Here is a 15,733-nt window from a genome sequence, read left to right as displayed (position 1 = left end):
CACGGAGTGCCGGTGGCAATCTGAGAATATTTTCGTAATTTCGCATCGAGATGGACAAAAGAATCACGGAGCAACCCTCCCGCTACGAGCACCTTGAGCGCATGTCGGTGGGAGAACTCATCGCGGACATCAACCGCGAGAACCGGGGCGTGCCCGAGGCCGTGGAACGGGCGCTGCCCCAGATAGAGAGGCTCATCACGGCCATCGTGGAGAAGCTGCGGGCAGGCGGGAGGCTCTTCTACTGCGGCTGCGGCACGGGCGGAAGGCTCGCCATCCTCGACACCATCGAGGCGCAGAACACCTATACCTCACCCCCGGGGATGATTCAGGCCGTGTTTCCCGGCGGCGTCGACGACCTGCTGAACACCACGGAGTCGAAGGAAGACGACACCGAGGACGGCTGGCGACAGCTCCGGGAGCACGGCATCTCGACGCGCGACATCGTGGTGGGATTCTCCGCCAGCAGCACCACGCCTTTCGTCCTGTCCACCCTGCGGCACTGCCGCGCGGAGGGCATCGCCACGGGATCCGTGGTCGGCAACCCCGGGGCTCCCGTCTCCGAGGCGTCAGACTATCCCGTCGTCGTCCTCACCGGCCCGGAATTCGTTACCGGTTCCACCCGCATGAAAGGGGGAACGGCGCAGAAACTCGTGCTCGACATGATCAGCACCACCTGCATGATACGCCTCGGAAGGGTGGAAGGCAACCGCATGGTGAACGCCAAGACCATCAACCAAAAGCTCCTCGACCGAGCCGTGCGCATCTTCATGGAGCGCAACCCACGGTATGCCGACTATCGGGAGGCCGAGCTCCTCCTCAGGAAATACGGCAGCGTGAAGAAAGCAGAACAAGCCATCAGCAGACTATGAACATCATCGTATCACAGGAAATAGAATCCGTGTGCCCGCAGTTCGTGGGGGCATGCGTGGAAGCCGTCGTCGTCAACACGCCCCATTCGCGGGGACTGTGGCGGGAAATCGACGCGCTCGGCGAACACTATCGCGCCTTGCTCACCACCGAAACGCTGAAGCAGATGCCCGGCATAGCGGCCACGCGGCGCGTCTACCGCGCCTGCGGCAAGGATCCCTCGCGCTACCGCCCCGCCTCCGAGGCGCTCATCCGCCGCTTGCTGCAGGGCAAGCCGCTCTACCGGATAGACACGCTCGTAGACCTCGTCAACCTCGCCAGCATGCGCTTCGGCTACAGCATCGGAGGCTTCGACGCCGACAAGCTCGAGGGCGGCACGCTCACCCTGGGCATCGGGCGTGCCGGAGAGCCCTACGAGGGCATCGGCCGGGGTATGCTCAACATCGAGGGACTGCCCGTATACCGCGACGCCCGCGGGGGCGTGGGCACTTCCACCTCCGACAACGAGCGCACGAAGATAGAACTGCCGACCACCCGACTGCTGGTGCTCATCAACGGATACGACGGCGACGAGGCCAGTGTGCGCGCCAATGCGGAATATATCCTGCGGCTGGCGGAGAGATATTGCGAGGGAAAAGAAGGCAAATACTTTATATATAGGTAAATGGAAGACAGACAGCTACTCATGCGCAGCCTGATAACAGAACTCAATCAGGCCGCCGACGCATACTATAACGGACGGGGAGAACTGATGACCGACTATGAGTGGGACGCCAAGTTCGACCAGTTGAAGGCGCTGGAACAGGAAACGGGCACCGTGCTCCCCGACTCCCCCACCCACAAGGTGTCGGAAGATAACATAGCCGGACAGAAGGAAGAGCACGAGTTCCCCACCCTCTCACTGGCCAAGACCAAGAAGCCCGAAGAGCTGGCCAAGTGGGCGGAAGGGCGCCCCGTGTGGCTCTCGTGGAAACTCGACGGCCTCACGCTGGTGGCCACCTACGACGGCGGGAGGCTCACGAAGGTGGTAACGCGCGGCAATGGACACACCGGCACCAACATCACCCATCTGGCCCGAGCCATCGGCGGCATCCCGCAGAGCATCCCCTCGCAGGGACACATCGTCATCCGGGGCGAAGCCGTCATCTCCTACGACGACTTCGAACGGTTCAACATGGAGAGCGAGGAGGAGTATGCCAACCCGCGCAACCTGGCCTCGGGCTCGCTCACCCTGAAAGATCCGGAGGAGGTGAAGGCGCGCCGCATCCGGTGGATACCGTTCACGCTGGTCTATGCCGACGACGACATCGACTCGTGGGGAGCACGCATGGACTTCCTCGAGCAGAACGGCTTCCACACCGTGGAGCACGAGCTCATTGGCCGGCCCACGCTGGAGCACATCGAGGAGGTCATCGCCCGATGGACAGAGAAGGTTACGCACCGCGTCTGCCCCTACCCCGTAGACGGGCTCGTCATCACCTACGACGACACCGCCTATGCCCGGACGGGCTCCGTGACGGGGCACCACGCCACACGGGCGGGCTACGCCTTCAAGTGGCAGGACGAGAGCGCGGAGACCCAGTTGGAGCACATCGAGTGGTCGTGCGCCGCCAACACCATCAATCCCGTGGCCGTGTTCCGCCCCGTGGAGCTGGAAGGCACCACCGTGCGGCGGGCCTCGCTCTGCAACATCAGCGAGTGCGAGCGCCTGGGAATAGGCGGCAAGGGATCGGTGCTGAGCGTCATCAAGGCCAACAAGATCATCCCGAAGGTCATCCGCGTGTCGCAGCCCGTGGGCCCGTTCCTGATTCCCGGCCACTGCCCCGTGTGCCGGCAGCCCACGGAGGTGGCGGTGAGCGAGGCCAGCGGCACGAAGACCCTGCGCTGCACCAACCCCGACTGCCCCGCCAGGCAGCTGAAGAAGTTCGTGCGCTTCGTGTCGAAGGAAGGCATGGACATCGACGGAATCTCGGAGCAGACGCTGGCCAAGTTCATCAACCTGGGCTGGGTGAGCGAGCCGACCGACCTCTACCATCTGCGCGACCACGCCGCGGAGCTCTCCCGGATGGAAGGCTTTGGCGAGCGATCGGTGCACAACCTGCTGCGCTCGGTGGAGTCCTCGCGCAAGGCGGAAGCCCGCAAGCTGCTCTATGCCCTCACCATCCCGATGTGCGGGCAGGATGTGTGCAAGCGACTGCTGGCTGCCTACCCGCTCACGGAACTCATCGGCGAGGCGGAACGGGCGCAAGACCCGGCCTTCTTCGCCACCATCGACGGCATCGGCCCGGAGAAGTCGGCGTCGTTCGTCCGCTGGTGTCAGGACGGGCGCAACACGGCCATGCTGCGCCGTCTGCTCGGCGAGCTGGAACTGCGGCAGGAACAGGCCTCGCCGACGGGAGCCCGCTGCGCCGGACTCACCTTCGTCGTTACGGGCGATGTCTACCAATATAAGAACCGGGAGGAGCTGAAGGCCTACATCGAGAGTCAGGGCGGCAAGGTTACCGGCTCGGTAAGCAAGGCCACCGACTACCTGATCAACAATGATGCAAACTCCACCAGCGGCAAGAACCAAAAGGCGCGCCAGCTCGGCACGCCCATCATCTCCGAAGCGGAGTTTATCGAGAAATTCGGGGAAGGGAAGGAGAAGTAACGCCTCTCCCCGGCTCTCCCGGGGAGAGATGTTACTCCTTATTCCTTACACGCTCAACGGCTTTACTTCCCTTCGCGTCAGAATGTCCACTTCGCCGCGAGGGTCGGAATGGCATAGAACTTGTCGTTCTCCCCCCGCTCGTTCCACACAAAATTATTGGAAATCTCCACCTCCGAGCCCAGGCTGAGGTTCACGCCCCGCCAACCCTTGAGGGCACCCAGGTTGAACCAAAACTGCGGCTCGCTCACGACGATGAGATTGCCGCGCACGCCGCGGTCGTACCACATATCGCAGAAACCACTGAAGGTGCAGAGCCCACGGGCGAAGTTGACGCCCCACACCTCGGTGAGCTGGAAGCCGCTGAACGGCCGCGCGCCCGTGTGCCCGTTCTTGAAGGCATAGCGATACATGGCCTGCACGGAGAATGTTTTCGAGAAATCGGCGCTGTGCCAGTTCCACGCGCCGCCGAGCAGGGCCACATGCTGGAACCGGTTCGCATAGTAGGAGTCGGCCGCATGGCCGCTGGTGAGGCCGCCGTTGTACTCGATGTGGGCGGCGAACCGCTTGTTCTTCGTGAGGTTGAACTCGCGGCTCACCTCCCAGTAGGCGCCCATCACGCCGTCGCCCTTATAGTCGATGTCGACGAAGAAATAAGTGCTGCCCCAACGGTCGGGCTTGAACATCTCGACGGTGGTGGTTACATCCGTCCGTGACGACAGCTCGTCGTGGAGCAGCCGGCCGAGGTCGTAGTGCAACTGAATGTTCTGGGCAAAGGTCAGCGAGCACACGATGAGTGCCGCCGAAAGGCTTAGAAATCTTTTCATGATTCGTGTTTATTGTTTATAAATCGAGCACAAAGATATATAAAATATGTGAAACGGCGGCCTGTCAGCGGGAATTTTATCCCATTTTCGCCATGGGCGGAAACATGCTGAGCTTACCCGGAGAAGCAGAAAAAACGATTCTTTCTTGTTTATTTCTGTCATTTTCACTATATTTGCAACAGCAGTCATGAGAATAGACATTATCACCGTATTGCCGGAAATGCTCGAGGGATTCGTCAACGAGTCGATTCTGGCCCGAGCGCAGAAGAAAGGGCTGGCCGAAATCTGCCTGCACAACCTGCGCGACTACACGCCCGACAAGTGGCGCCGCGTGGACGACTACCCCTACGGGGGCTTCGCCGGAATGGTCATGCAGGTAGAGCCCATAGACCGCTGCATCAGCGCCCTCAAAGCTAAGCGAGACTACGACGAGGTCATCTTCACCTCGCCCGACGGCGAGAAGTTCGACCAGCACATGGCCAACGACCTCTCGCTGCGGGGCAATCTCATCATCCTCTGCGGACACTACAAGGGCGTCGACCAGCGCGTGCGCGACCACCTCATTACCCGCGAGATATCCGTGGGCGACTATGTGCTCACGGGCGGTGAACTGGCGGCCGCCCTCATCGCCGACGCCGTGGTGCGAATCGTGCCGGGAGTGATCAGCGACGAGCAGAGCGCACTCTCCGACTGCTTCCAGGACGACATGCTCTCCGCGCCCATCTACACCCGCCCCGCCGACTACAAGGGCTGGCGCGTGCCCGACATCCTGCTGAGCGGCAACGAGGCGAAAATCAAAGAGTGGGAAATGGAGCAGAGCCTGGAGCGCACCCGACGGCTGCGGCCCGACCTGCTCAAGGGAATATGACCCCAAGAGGAACCCAACCTAAATTTACACAAAATATGAACATCTACACAAGCAACAAACCTACCCGGTGCAACCGCCCGGTAGAGTTCACCGAAGCCCTGAGGCTCGCGTTCCGTAACATCCTCAACTTCAAGGGCCGCGCCCGCCGGTCGGAATACTGGTGGACAGCCGTCGGCCTCTATCTCATCACCATCGTGGTCTACATCCTCGCCATGCTCGTGGGAGCCGGAACGGCCGGCTTCGCCGCCCTCACCAGGCCCGACAGCATCGTCGTGGGAGGCCTCTTCGCCACCTACGCCATCGTCTGCGCCTGGGGAGTAGTGGCATGGATACTGATGCTCGCCCTCACCTTCCGCCGACTGCACGACACCGGCCACAGCGGCTGGCTCATAGGAGCGACCTACCTGCTGGGTATCGTCGGCTTCATCTTCCTCGCCGCCGGAGCCATCACCCGGGGAGAGTCCATGGCCATCACGGCCATCGCCGTACTCCTCCTCGCCGCCTACGCCGTGCTCGCCCTCTACATCTTCCTCCTCACCCTCTTCGACAGCGATGTGGAAGAAAACAAGTACGGCCCCTCGCAGAAATACGCCATAGACGAGGCCGTGGCCGCCGAAGCCACAGCCGGGGACCATGGGGAACAGCCCCTCGGGGAGACGCCCGCAGACGAGCCCGGCACGACAGAGCCGGCAGAAGAATAAGCACTGATAATCAGCAGGTTGCGGGCAGCATTCCTTTTAGCCGTTAAAAGCCGTCCTTTTAGCCGTTAGAAGCGTTCCTTCTAACGGCTAAAAGGCGAGCAAAAGGCCGCTGAAAGGAAAGCTGCTCCCTATCAGGGGGTGAACGACCACGCCCCGCCCTCTTATCCGGATTCCGTTCATGAGGCGTCAGGGGCAGGGCGAGGCATGCCCCCACGGAGATTCCTCATCCCCCCGCCCGCGGCATCCGCTCCCCGCAGAAAGCCTCGCCGAGCGCATAGCCCTCCTCGTAGAGGGCTTCCAGCTTCGCCACATCCTTCTCTATCCGGCCCACCTCCACGGGCCGCTCGGGCCGGATGCAGACCACCTGCCCCGACCGTTCGAGCCGGTCAACGAGGTCGAGCTGGTCGTTGTAGGCCCTGACGCGGCGGCTCAGCGCCACCCGCAGGCGGGGATAGTTCTTATAGACGAAGTGGGGAACGCGGATGTCCCTGCCCTCGCTGCGATAGCCCCGATTGCGCGTGAGCACCAGCACATTCTTCGGATGCCCCGTCTCCATGGCGCGGAGCACGGGTATGGAGTCCACGATGCCGCCGTCGAGCATCGGGATGCCGTCTACCCGGACAATCTTGCTCACATAGGGCAAACTGCTAGAGGCGCGCACGATGTCGAGAGCTTTCTGTCGGTCGTGCGACTCGTGGAGATACATCGCCCGCCCCGTGAGACAGTTGGTGGTTACCATCTCGAAGTGGTCGGAATAGCGGAAAAAGGTGTCGAAGTCGAAGGGGATGAACTCGTTGGGAAACTTGTCGTAGAGCAGCTTCTGGTCGAAGATGCACCCCTGCGTTACCAGATGGCGCAGCCCGATGTAATCGTAGCGCGCCAGATAGTCGATGTTGGAGATGCGGGCCCGGCGCGGCTGTCGGCTGATATAGGACATGCCGTTGCACGCCCCGGCGGAGACGGCCACCACATAGGGAAAGTAGAGGCCGTATTTCATGAAGGCATCCAGCACGCCGCTCGTGAACACGCCCCGCATGCCTCCCCCCTCAAGCACCAGCCCCGTATTTGAATCAATTTGCATGTGTACAGATAAATTTGTCCCCAAAGTTACTCATTTCTCTTTTATTTTTGCTAACTTTGCGACAGATAAATACTAAAAACTCCAAAAATGTTCAGCAAAGAGACCTATATCCAGCGCCGCAAAGAGCTCAAGAGGCTCGTCGGCAGCGGCATTATCGTGCTTTTGGGAAACAACGAGTCGCCCTGCAACTACCCCAACAACGCGTATTATCCCTTCCGCCAGGACTCCAGTTTCCTGTATTTCTTCGGAATCCAGAGAGACGGCCTGGCAGGCGTCATCGACATCGACGCCGACCGGGAGACCCTAGTGGGCGACGACATCGACATCGAGGACATCGTGTGGTACGGCTCCGTGGACAGCGTGCGAGACCTCGCCGCCTCGGTGGGCGTGGGGCACACGGCTCCGATGAGGCAGCTGCGGGACATCTTCGACGAGGCCAAGGCCAAAGGGCGCACGGTGCACTACCTGAACCCTTACCGCTACGACAACAAGCTGCAGCTCTTCGACCTGACGGGCATCCACCCCGACCGGCAGAAGGCCAGCGCCTCCATGGCGCTCATCAAGGCCGTGGTGAAGATGCGTTCCGTGAAAACCCCCGAGGAGATAGAGGAACTGGAGCGCGCCGCGGAGATAGGCTACAAGATGCACACCACGGCCATGCGACTGACCAAGCCCGGCGTAACGGAGAAATACATCGGCGGACAAGTGGACGGAGTGGCCCATTCCTACGGGGCACAGGTGAGCTTCGCCACCATCTTCTCGCAGCACGGGGAAATCATGCACGGCAGCCCCTCGATGGCAAAACTCGAGGACGGACGGCTCGCCTTGTGCGACGCGGGAGCCGAGACCGTGAACAACTACTGCTCCGACAACACCCGCACCTATCCCGTGAACGGCCGATACAGCCAGCGGCAGCTCGAGATATACTCCATCGTGGAGGCCTGCCACGACCACGCACTGCAAGTGGCGCGGCCCGGCGTGAAGTATATGGATGTGCACTTTGCCGTCTGCCGGATGATGTTCGACCGCCTGAAAGAGCTCGGACTGGCGAAAGGCGACACCGACGAGGCGCTCAGCGCCGGCGCGCACGCCCTGTTCCTGCCCCACGGACTGGGGCACATGATGGGCATGGATGTGCACGACATGGAGGGGCTCGACCAGATCAATGTGGGCTTCGACGAGCAGACCCGCCCCATCCTCGACCAGTTCGGCACCAACGCCCTCCGCATGGGGCGGCGCCTCGAAGAGGGATTCGTGGTTACCGACGAGCCGGGCATCTACTTCATCCCCGCCCTCATCGACAACTGGAAGGCATCGGGGCACTGTGCCGAATTCCTCAACTTCGACCAGATAGAGACCTACAAGGACTTCGGAGGCATACGCATCGAGGACGACCTGCTCATCACCGCCGACGGCTGCCGCTTCATCGGCAAGGACCGCATACCCTATCACCCGAAGGATGTAGAGGCTTTCATGGCGAATAATTAACACAAAAAACATAAAACAAAACCCAATGAGAAAAGTATTACTGCTGGCGCTGGCGGCCCTGATGACCATGGGCGCAAGCGCGCAAGACGAGAAGAAACAGGAGAAAAAGAACGAGAACAAACCTGTATTCACCACCATCAAGGAAAACAAGATTACCAGCATCAAGAACCAAAACCGCTCAGGCACCTGCTGGGACTACTCCACGCTGAGCTTCTTCGAGGCCGAGATCCTGAAGGCAACGGGCAAGACTTACGACCTCTGCGAGAGCTTCGTGGCCAACAAGACCTACATGGACCGTGCCATCCAGGTGGTACGGCTGCACGGCGACTGCCAATTCGCGCAGGGCGGCTCGGCCTACGACCCCCTCTACTGCATCCAGCACTACGGCATCTGCCCGGAGGACGCCATGCCCTTCCCCGGCAGCCTCTACGGCGACTCGCTCAATAACTTCAACGAGTTCTTCTCCCTGCTGGAACCTTATGTGGCCGCCATCGCCAAAAGCAAGAGCCATAAGCTCTCCACCCAATGGAAAGTGGGCATGCAGGGCATCCTCGACGCCTACCTCGGCAAGTGCCCGGAGCACTTCACCTATCAGGGCAAGAGCTACACCCCGAAGAGCTTCGCGGCAAGCCTCGGCCTCGACTGGAACAACTATACCACCTTCACCAGCTACACGCACCACCCCTTCTGGACGGCCTTCGCCGTCGAAGTGCAGGACAACTGGCGCAACCCGCTGTCATGGAATGTGCCCCTGGACGACATGATGCGCATCATCGACAACGCCATTGAGCAAGGCTACACCGTGGCCTGGGGCGGCGATGTGTCGGAGGAGGGCTTCACCCGCCAGGGACTGGCCTATGCCTACGACACCAAGAAGATGGAAAGCCTCGCCGGCAGCGACATGGCACACTGGCTCAAACTGTCGAAAACCAAGAAGGAAAACATCGTCGACTCGCTGGGCTGCAATGTGCCCGAGGTGAAGCCGACGCAGGAGATGCGCCAGCAGCGTTTCGACAACTGGGAGCTCACCGACGACCACGGCATGCTCATATTCGGCATCGCCAAGGACCAGAACGGCAAGGAATACTACATGGTGAAGAACTCTTGGGGCGAGACCGGAGACTATAAAGGCATCTGGTATATGACCAAAGCATTCATCGCCGCCAACACCATGGACTTCATGGTGAACAAGAACGCCGTGCCCAAGGACATCCGCAAGAAGCTCGGCATCTGATAGCGGAAAGACCACGGAGAACAGGGCACCCGTGAGGCCACGACCTCCCGTTCCCGACTCCCGGACAAGAAGCAGGCTAAATTACGGCAGATTGTGATTTTTTAAAACACAATCTGCCGTTTTCTTGTATTTATTTCGTAACTTTGGACACGGATATCCGCAGACTTGCAGAATCCACCTCGAAAACGCAAGGAAATAAAAACAATATAAATGCACTTCAAATGGAATTACCAAGCACCTACACCAGAAGAAAGACAAGCAGCTAAGGAACTGGGAGAGAAACTCAATATGAGTCCCACCCTGGCGCACCTGCTGATTCGCCGTGGCATTACGACGGAGTCGGCAGCCAAGCGTTTCTTCCGCCCGCAACTGGCCGACTTGATCAATCCCTTCCTCATGAAGGACATGGATGTTGCCGTAGACAGGCTGAACGACGCCATGGGGCGCAAGGAGCGAATTCTGGTCTACGGTGATTATGATGTAGACGGATGCACGGCCGTGGCGCTGGTGTACAGGTTTCTGCAGCAGTTCTATTCGAACATCGACTATTACATCCCCGACCGCTACAATGAGGGCTACGGGGTGAGCAAGCAAGGAATAGACTACGCGAAGGAAACGGGCGTAAAACTAATTATCATCCTCGACTGCGGCATCAAGGCCATCGAGGAGATTGCCTATGCCAAACAGCAGGGCATCGACTTCATCATCTGCGACCACCATGTGCCGGACGAGGTACTGCCCGACGCCGTGGCCATCCTCAATCCCAAGCGCGAGGACGACAGCTATCCCTTCAAGCACCTCTGCGGATGCGGCGTGGGATTCAAGTTTATGCAGGCCTTTGCCAAGAACAACGGAATCCCCTTCTCGCGGCTCATCCCCCTGCTCGACTTCTGCGCGGTGAGCATAGCGGCCGACCTGGTGCCCGTGATAGACGAGAACCGCATCCTCGCCTTCCACGGACTGAAACAGCTGAACCAGAACCCCAGCATCGGCCTGAAGGCCATCATCGACATCTGCGGCCTGAACAACCGAGAAATCTCGATGAGCGACATCATCTTCCGCATCGGCCCCCGCATCAACGCGTCGGGGCGGATGGAGAACGGAAGGGAAAGCGTAGACCTGCTGGTGGAGAAAGACTTCGGCACGGCGCGCGGCAAGGCCAAGCACATCGACGAATATAACGAGCAGCGCAAGGACATCGACAAGCAGATGACGGAGGAAGCCAACCAGATCGTGGCGCGGCTGGAAAGCCAGAAACACCGATCATCCATCGTCCTCTATGACGAGAACTGGAAGAAAGGCGTGGTGGGAATCGTGGCCTCGAGGCTCACGGAAATCTATTTCCGCCCCACCGTGGTGCTCACCCGCGACGGAGAGTTTGCCACGGGGTCGGCGCGCAGCATTGCCGGATTCGACATCTATTCCGCCATCAAGAGCTGCAGGGACATGCTCGTCAACTTCGGCGGCCACACCTATGCGGCCGGCCTCACGCTGCGATGGGACCGGGTGAAGGAATTCTGCCAGCGCTTCCAGAAATATGTGGAGGAACACATCCAGCCGGAGCTCACCGAGGCCATCCTGAACATCGACGCGCAGATAGACTTCAAGGACATCACCAAGAAGCTGCACAACGAGCTGAAGAAGTTCTCGCCCTTCGGGCCGGGCAACATGAAGCCGCTTTTCTGCACGACCGATGTCTACGACTACGGAACGAGCAAGGTGGTGGGCCGCGAGCAAGAGCACATCAAACTCGAACTGGTAGACTCCAAGTCGAGCGCCGTGGTCAACGGCATCGCCTTCGGCCAGAGCGCCTCCGCGCGGTATATCAAGTCGAAGAGAAGTTTTGACATTGCCTATACCATCGAGGACAATATCTTCAAGCACAATGCCGTTCAACTGCAAATAGAGGATATCAGGCCGGCTGAGGATGAAGAGCTTTCTTGACATACTGCACGAGAACTTCGGCTATCCCGACTTCCGCGGCATCCAGAGGGAAATCATCGAGAGCATCGGCAGCGGCAAGGATACGCTCGGGCTGATGCCCACGGGCGGCGGCAAGTCGATTACCTTTCAGGTGCCCGCCCTCGCGCTGGAGGGGGTGTGCATCGTCATCACCCCACTCATCGCCTTGATGAAAGACCAGGTGATGCACCTCCGTGAGCGCGGCATCCGCGCCGCCGCCGTCTACTCGGGGATGTCGCGGCAGGAAATCATCACTACGCTTGAGAACTGCGTCTTCGGCGGTTACAAGATTCTCTATGTGTCGCCCGAGCGCATCGGATCAGAACTCTTCAAGGCCAAGCTCAAGCACATCAAGGTAAGCTTCATCACCGTCGACGAGGCCCACTGCATCAGCCAGTGGGGCTACGACTTCCGACCGTCTTACCTCCAGGTGGCGGCAATCCGCAAGCTGAAACCCGGTATTCCCGTGCTTGCCTTGACCGCCACGGCCACTCCCGAAGTGGTCGACGACATACAGGAGAAGCTGGAATTCAAGGAGAAAAATGTCTTCCGCATGAGCTTCGAGCGCAAGAACCTGGCCTACATCGTGCGAAAAACCCAAGACAAGTATCAGGAACTCATTCACATCCTCAAGTCCGTGGAAGGTTCCTCCATCGTCTATGTGCGAAGCCGGAAGCGTTCCAAGGAGATTGCGCGGCTGCTGGAACAGAACGGCCTGGGCGCCGTCTACTTTCACGCGGGGCTTGACTCTGCCGTTAGGGATACGCGGCAAGACCTGTGGCAACGCGGGGAGAAACGCGTCATCGTGGCCACCAATGCCTTCGGCATGGGCATCGACAAGGCCGATGTGAGGCTTGTCATCCACTTCGACTGCCCCGACTCCATAGAGGCTTACTTCCAAGAGGCCGGGCGCGCGGGACGAGACGGGCGGAAGGCCTACGCCGTGCTGCTCTACAACGGCAGCGACAAGCGCAAGCTGGAGAAACGCATCGCGGACAACTTTCCCGCAAAAGACTATATCAAGGATGTCTACGAACATCTGGCCTACTACTACCAGATCGGGCTCGAGAGCGGACGGGGCTATACGGCAGAGTTTAACATCGACAAGTTCTGCAACACCTATAAATACTTCCCGATACAGGTGGACTCCTCGCTGAAAATCCTGCAGAGGGCGGGCTACATCGTCTATGAGACCGATCCGGATGCAAGCGCAAGGGTCAGATTCCTCCTGAGCCGTAATGAGCTTTACCGGCTGGAGGCCACCACCCGGCACGAGGAAAGCGTCATCACCGCTCTCCTGCGCAACTACGGGGGGCTCTTCACCGACTACTCGTATGTAGACGAAGCCTACATTGCCCAACAGGCCGGGCTGAAGCGCCAACAGGTGTACCTCATCCTGAAAGGGCTCTCGGAGAGGCACATCATCCATTTCATCCCGCAGCGCAAGAGTCCTTATATCACCTATTCGCAGGCCCGAGAGGAGATAGAGAGGCTCCGCCTCCCCAAAGAAGTCTACGAAGAGCGCAGAGGGCAGTTCGTCCGAAGAATCCGCGCCATGGAGCGCTATGCCGACAGCGACGACGAATGCCGAGGCCGGCAGCTCCTGAACTACTTCGGAGAGACCGGAGGAAAAGACTGCGACCAGTGCGATGTATGCCTCGAGCGGAAGACCGATCAGCTCTCAAAGAGCCGCCTCCGGAATCCCGTCGACCAGATCATGGAACTCCTGGGCGACGGAAAGGAGCATCTGATTACCGACCTGCTGCGACTCCGCCTCCCCGACAGGCAGATGGAGGGAGCCCTCGAGTATCTGGTCGCGGAAGAGAAAGTCATCGTAAACGGCAGCCTGATCAGCAGGACAAAAGAAAAGAGGTGACCCTCACGAGCCATCTCTCCTACAATAAAACACTACATACAAAAGTTATAAAAATTTGATTTGCAATTAAATTTGGTACAAAGATAACGATTTGATTTTATTTCTCCAAATTTTTTAGCAGATATTTACAAACTCCATCTTGCTCCGGGCTACCTCCACAAGCTCATCGACACCGCCTTCCCGCATCCCCACATGCTTGACGATGCGGACGCAATATTCATTCGCCGCCGTCTCCTCCCTATAGAAGCTCAGCCGATCGCCACCATGAGCCTCCGCCACATAGGCCATCTCGAAACGCTTCAGGAAGTGCGTCCGATACCAATCCAGCGGGAAGAGGTCGAGCACATGCTCGATATACTTCACGCTGTTGACATGCCCATTCACATCTACATCGTTATAATGCGTCTCGAGGGTGCGCACGAGGCGGGCCCTTTCCGTCATCCTCACCCTCGAGGGGCTGGCCATCGGACACGGCTTCTCCGTCTCCACATACGCATGGATAAGCCCATCGTGCACCTGCAGGATATCGGTGGGCTGGCGCGTTTCCGTGTCTATCATGGCCCACACGCTGCGGCCGTAGCCGAACACGGAGCCATCTTCGCCGCACACCTTGAAGTTTCGGCTCGTAAAGTATTTCATGGCACTTTCCACCCAGGTCTCCACGAAAAACTTATCGTAGGCCCTGGGCATGCTCGTCATCTCGATGGCCAGGCGCGAGAGCACCCAGGTACGGTGGATGCTGGAGAGATAGTTCATGCCAAAGGAGCGGTCGCTGGAGTGAAAGTCGGCCGCATTGAGCATGTGGTTTCCCAGATGCCCCATGAAGAGGTGCTGTGAGAAGTCGCAGTGGAAAGGCTCCGCCAGAAAGGGGTAACGCCCCACTTTACTCGGTGTCTGCATGCTGTTGTCTTGGTTTTATAAAAAGAATCCCGACACTCTTGCCGAGCATCGGGACTCCCTATGGGTTTATCTCATTGATTATTTTACATAAACAACAGCCAGGCGGTTTGAGGTAGTACCCTGTACACCCTTACCGAGAGCCTCGTCAACTACAACACCCTTGCTCTTCAGATAAGATGCGACTACATCGGCGCGGGCCTGCGAGAGCTTGTCGTTGATCTCCTTAGAACCCTCGGGCGAAGCGGTTCCTACAATCTGCACATGCTTGCCTTCTGCCACACCGTCGAGCACCTTCTTAGCCTCCTTGGTGAGAACAGACTTGCCCTGGGCGAAGGTTACGAATACGAGATTCTCCACCTTAACTTCCTGTACAGGAGCGGCAACTTCCTTGACTACTTCCTTGACAACCTCCCTGGGCTTCTTGGCAAGCTCATTGCGGAGATCGTTGATCGTAGAGTTCAGAGCATCGATCTCTGCCTGGTCGCGGAGCTGGGCAATCTTGAAATTGTGAGTGCCGTTAGAGTTACCGAACTTGTAGACGATACCTGCGTTCAGCTGAGCATAAGCCTTGTTGATGTTGTATTCAACTTCATTGTGTCCCAAGGCGATATAGGTTACGGGCTTCTGCTGAGCATCATTGCCCTTCACGATCTCGTCATTCAATCCCCAAACGACCGACGGCTCAACATAAACCTGCCATGCCTTGTTGGCACCGAGATTGAAAGTGAAGTCCAAGCCTACCTTTGAGGTCAGGTTATCGCCCTTCTTGCCCACTACATTCACAATAGGCTGCTGGGCAGGACCTTGTGTAGTTGTCGTATAAGCCCAGTTGAAGCCATGGTTTCCGAAAGCGTGGCCCCAGCCGAAGCCGCCTACGAACACGAGTTCAAACGCACGAGGCTCACCCGGATAGCCACCGAACCAGTTGCTCAGGTTAACGGTACCCAGCAAGCTTGTGTTCAGAAAGCGAACGGTTGTGCCCGTAGAAGCGAAAGGCTTGTTTGAGAAGTAAGCGTTGCTCTCTGCTGCCAGACCGAAAACCGGGGTAAACCAGCGGCCGATGCGGAGGCCGGCGTTCGGATTCAGGTTACCGAGCCATTTGTTTTGTGTCATCTTTGTTGCAACTCCCCCATTGATGCCAATGTAGAAATTGTCGAATGTCTTGCTCTCCTCAACGGTCTGAGCGTTGACAGAAACTGCCATCAAGGCAGCCGCGAACAATAAAACTAATTTTTTCATTTTCTCTAAAAACTAAACATTAAAAAATTTATAATTATCCTTT

Annotated in this window: 13 protein-coding genes; 9 read left to right on the top strand and 4 right to left on the bottom strand. The window is 58.6% G+C overall.

Annotated features, from left to right (window positions below; translation table 11 throughout):
* Window positions 1–50: 50 nt before the first annotated feature.
* From C7120_RS07380 to ligA, 3 genes are read left to right on the top strand one after another with little or no spacing between them, the layout of a single operon-like run.
* Window positions 51–869: an N-acetylmuramic acid 6-phosphate etherase gene (locus tag C7120_RS07380; RefSeq protein ID WP_107620988.1), complete on the top strand. Its 819-nt coding sequence runs from the start codon at window positions 51–53 to the stop codon at window positions 867–869.
* On the top strand, window positions 866–1,531 hold the full coding sequence (locus tag C7120_RS07375) for a B3/4 domain-containing protein (RefSeq protein ID WP_107620987.1): 666 nt from the start codon (window positions 866–868) through the stop codon (window positions 1,529–1,531). Before C7120_RS07380 ends, C7120_RS07375 begins: the two co-directional genes overlap by 4 nt.
* Window positions 1,532–3,517, top strand: coding sequence for an NAD-dependent DNA ligase LigA (gene ligA, locus C7120_RS07370; RefSeq protein WP_233247041.1), 1,986 nt, complete (start codon window positions 1,532–1,534; stop codon window positions 3,515–3,517). It begins immediately after the preceding gene.
* 77 nt (window positions 3,518–3,594) lie between these two features.
* Here the strand turns inward: ligA and C7120_RS07365 are convergent, their stop codons facing one another.
* Window positions 3,595–4,341, bottom strand: coding sequence for a DUF5020 family protein (locus C7120_RS07365; protein ID WP_107620986.1), 747 nt, complete (start codon window positions 4,339–4,341; stop codon window positions 3,595–3,597).
* Window positions 4,342–4,528: 187 nt separating this feature from the next.
* On the opposite strand from C7120_RS07365, the gene trmD reads away from it, so the two are divergent.
* Window positions 4,529–5,209 (top strand): tRNA (guanosine(37)-N1)-methyltransferase TrmD, encoded by a 681-nt coding sequence (gene trmD, locus C7120_RS07360; RefSeq protein ID WP_107620985.1) that lies wholly within the window; start codon window positions 4,529–4,531, stop codon window positions 5,207–5,209.
* The gene (locus C7120_RS07355) at window positions 5,206–5,910 is read left to right on the top strand and encodes a DUF805 domain-containing protein (protein WP_107620984.1); all 705 of its coding nucleotides are present in this window, start codon (window positions 5,206–5,208) and stop codon (window positions 5,908–5,910) included. Before trmD ends, C7120_RS07355 begins: the two co-directional genes overlap by 4 nt.
* 223 nt (window positions 5,911–6,133) lie before the next feature.
* On the opposite strand, the gene C7120_RS07350 is transcribed toward C7120_RS07355, so the two are convergent.
* Window positions 6,134–6,991, bottom strand: coding sequence for a patatin family protein (locus C7120_RS07350; RefSeq protein ID WP_107620983.1), 858 nt, complete (start codon window positions 6,989–6,991; stop codon window positions 6,134–6,136).
* 87 nt (window positions 6,992–7,078) lie between these two features.
* Between C7120_RS07350 and C7120_RS07345 the strand changes: the two genes are divergently transcribed.
* The 4 genes from C7120_RS07345 (at window position 7,079) to C7120_RS07330 (ending at window position 13,551) form a co-directional block, all read left to right on the top strand.
* Entirely contained in the window at window positions 7,079–8,479 is a 1,401-nt protein-coding gene (locus C7120_RS07345) for an aminopeptidase P family protein (protein WP_107620982.1), read from the top strand.
* 25 nt (window positions 8,480–8,504) lie between these two features.
* Complete coding sequence (locus C7120_RS07340; RefSeq protein ID WP_107620981.1) at window positions 8,505–9,713, top strand: aminopeptidase C; 1,209 nt, start codon at window positions 8,505–8,507, stop codon at window positions 9,711–9,713.
* A 210-nt stretch (window positions 9,714–9,923) separates the two neighbouring features.
* On the top strand, window positions 9,924–11,657 hold the full coding sequence (gene recJ, locus C7120_RS07335) for a single-stranded-DNA-specific exonuclease RecJ (RefSeq protein ID WP_107620980.1): 1,734 nt from the start codon (window positions 9,924–9,926) through the stop codon (window positions 11,655–11,657).
* Complete coding sequence (locus tag C7120_RS07330) at window positions 11,641–13,551, top strand: ATP-dependent DNA helicase RecQ (RefSeq protein WP_107620979.1); 1,911 nt, start codon at window positions 11,641–11,643, stop codon at window positions 13,549–13,551. The genes recJ and C7120_RS07330 overlap by 17 nt, the downstream gene beginning before the upstream one ends.
* Window positions 13,552–13,665: 114 nt before the next feature.
* Here C7120_RS07330 and C7120_RS07325 read toward each other — a convergent pair whose 3' ends face one another.
* Together C7120_RS07325 and C7120_RS07320 are read right to left on the bottom strand one after the other, a co-directional pair.
* Window positions 13,666–14,451 (bottom strand): acyl-[acyl-carrier-protein] thioesterase, encoded by a 786-nt coding sequence (locus C7120_RS07325; protein ID WP_107620978.1) that lies wholly within the window; start codon window positions 14,449–14,451, stop codon window positions 13,666–13,668.
* A gap of 78 nt (window positions 14,452–14,529) precedes the next feature.
* Window positions 14,530–15,690 carry an OmpA family protein gene (locus C7120_RS07320; RefSeq protein ID WP_107620977.1) on the bottom strand — a complete coding sequence of 387 codons (1,161 nt, stop codon included), beginning with the start codon at window positions 15,688–15,690 and terminating at the stop codon, window positions 14,530–14,532.
* Window positions 15,691–15,733 lie beyond the last annotated feature (43 nt).

The sequence above is a fragment of the Prevotella sp. oral taxon 376 genome, from assembly GCF_003043945.1.
In the GTDB taxonomy this organism is placed as follows: domain Bacteria; phylum Bacteroidota; class Bacteroidia; order Bacteroidales; family Bacteroidaceae; genus Prevotella.
The sequence above is the reverse complement of the archived record's forward strand: the minus strand, read 5'-3'. Positions and strand labels throughout refer to the sequence as shown.

Excerpts from the sequence above, each read along its gene's own strand:
- C7120_RS07380 (WP_107620988.1), top strand. The coding sequence starts at position 51 with ATGGACAAAAGAATCACGGAGCAACCCTCCCGCTACGAGCACCTTGAG.
- C7120_RS07375 (WP_107620987.1), top strand. The coding sequence starts at position 866 with ATGAACATCATCGTATCACAGGAAATAGAATCCGTGTGCCCGCAGTTC.
- ligA (WP_233247041.1), top strand. The coding sequence starts at position 1,532 with ATGGAAGACAGACAGCTACTCATGCGCAGCCTGATAACAGAACTCAAT.
- C7120_RS07365 (WP_107620986.1), bottom strand. The coding sequence starts at position 4,341 with ATGAAAAGATTTCTAAGCCTTTCGGCGGCACTCATCGTGTGCTCGCTG.
- trmD (WP_107620985.1), top strand. The coding sequence starts at position 4,529 with ATGAGAATAGACATTATCACCGTATTGCCGGAAATGCTCGAGGGATTC.
- C7120_RS07355 (WP_107620984.1), top strand. The coding sequence starts at position 5,206 with ATGACCCCAAGAGGAACCCAACCTAAATTTACACAAAATATGAACATC.
- C7120_RS07350 (WP_107620983.1), bottom strand. The coding sequence starts at position 6,991 with ATGCAAATTGATTCAAATACGGGGCTGGTGCTTGAGGGGGGAGGCATG.
- C7120_RS07345 (WP_107620982.1), top strand. The coding sequence starts at position 7,079 with ATGTTCAGCAAAGAGACCTATATCCAGCGCCGCAAAGAGCTCAAGAGG.
- C7120_RS07340 (WP_107620981.1), top strand. The coding sequence starts at position 8,505 with ATGAGAAAAGTATTACTGCTGGCGCTGGCGGCCCTGATGACCATGGGC.
- recJ (WP_107620980.1), top strand. The coding sequence starts at position 9,924 with ATGCACTTCAAATGGAATTACCAAGCACCTACACCAGAAGAAAGACAA.
- C7120_RS07330 (WP_107620979.1), top strand. The coding sequence starts at position 11,641 with ATGAAGAGCTTTCTTGACATACTGCACGAGAACTTCGGCTATCCCGAC.
- C7120_RS07325 (WP_107620978.1), bottom strand. The coding sequence starts at position 14,451 with ATGCAGACACCGAGTAAAGTGGGGCGTTACCCCTTTCTGGCGGAGCCT.
- C7120_RS07320 (WP_107620977.1), bottom strand. The coding sequence starts at position 15,690 with ATGAAAAAATTAGTTTTATTGTTCGCGGCTGCCTTGATGGCAGTTTCT.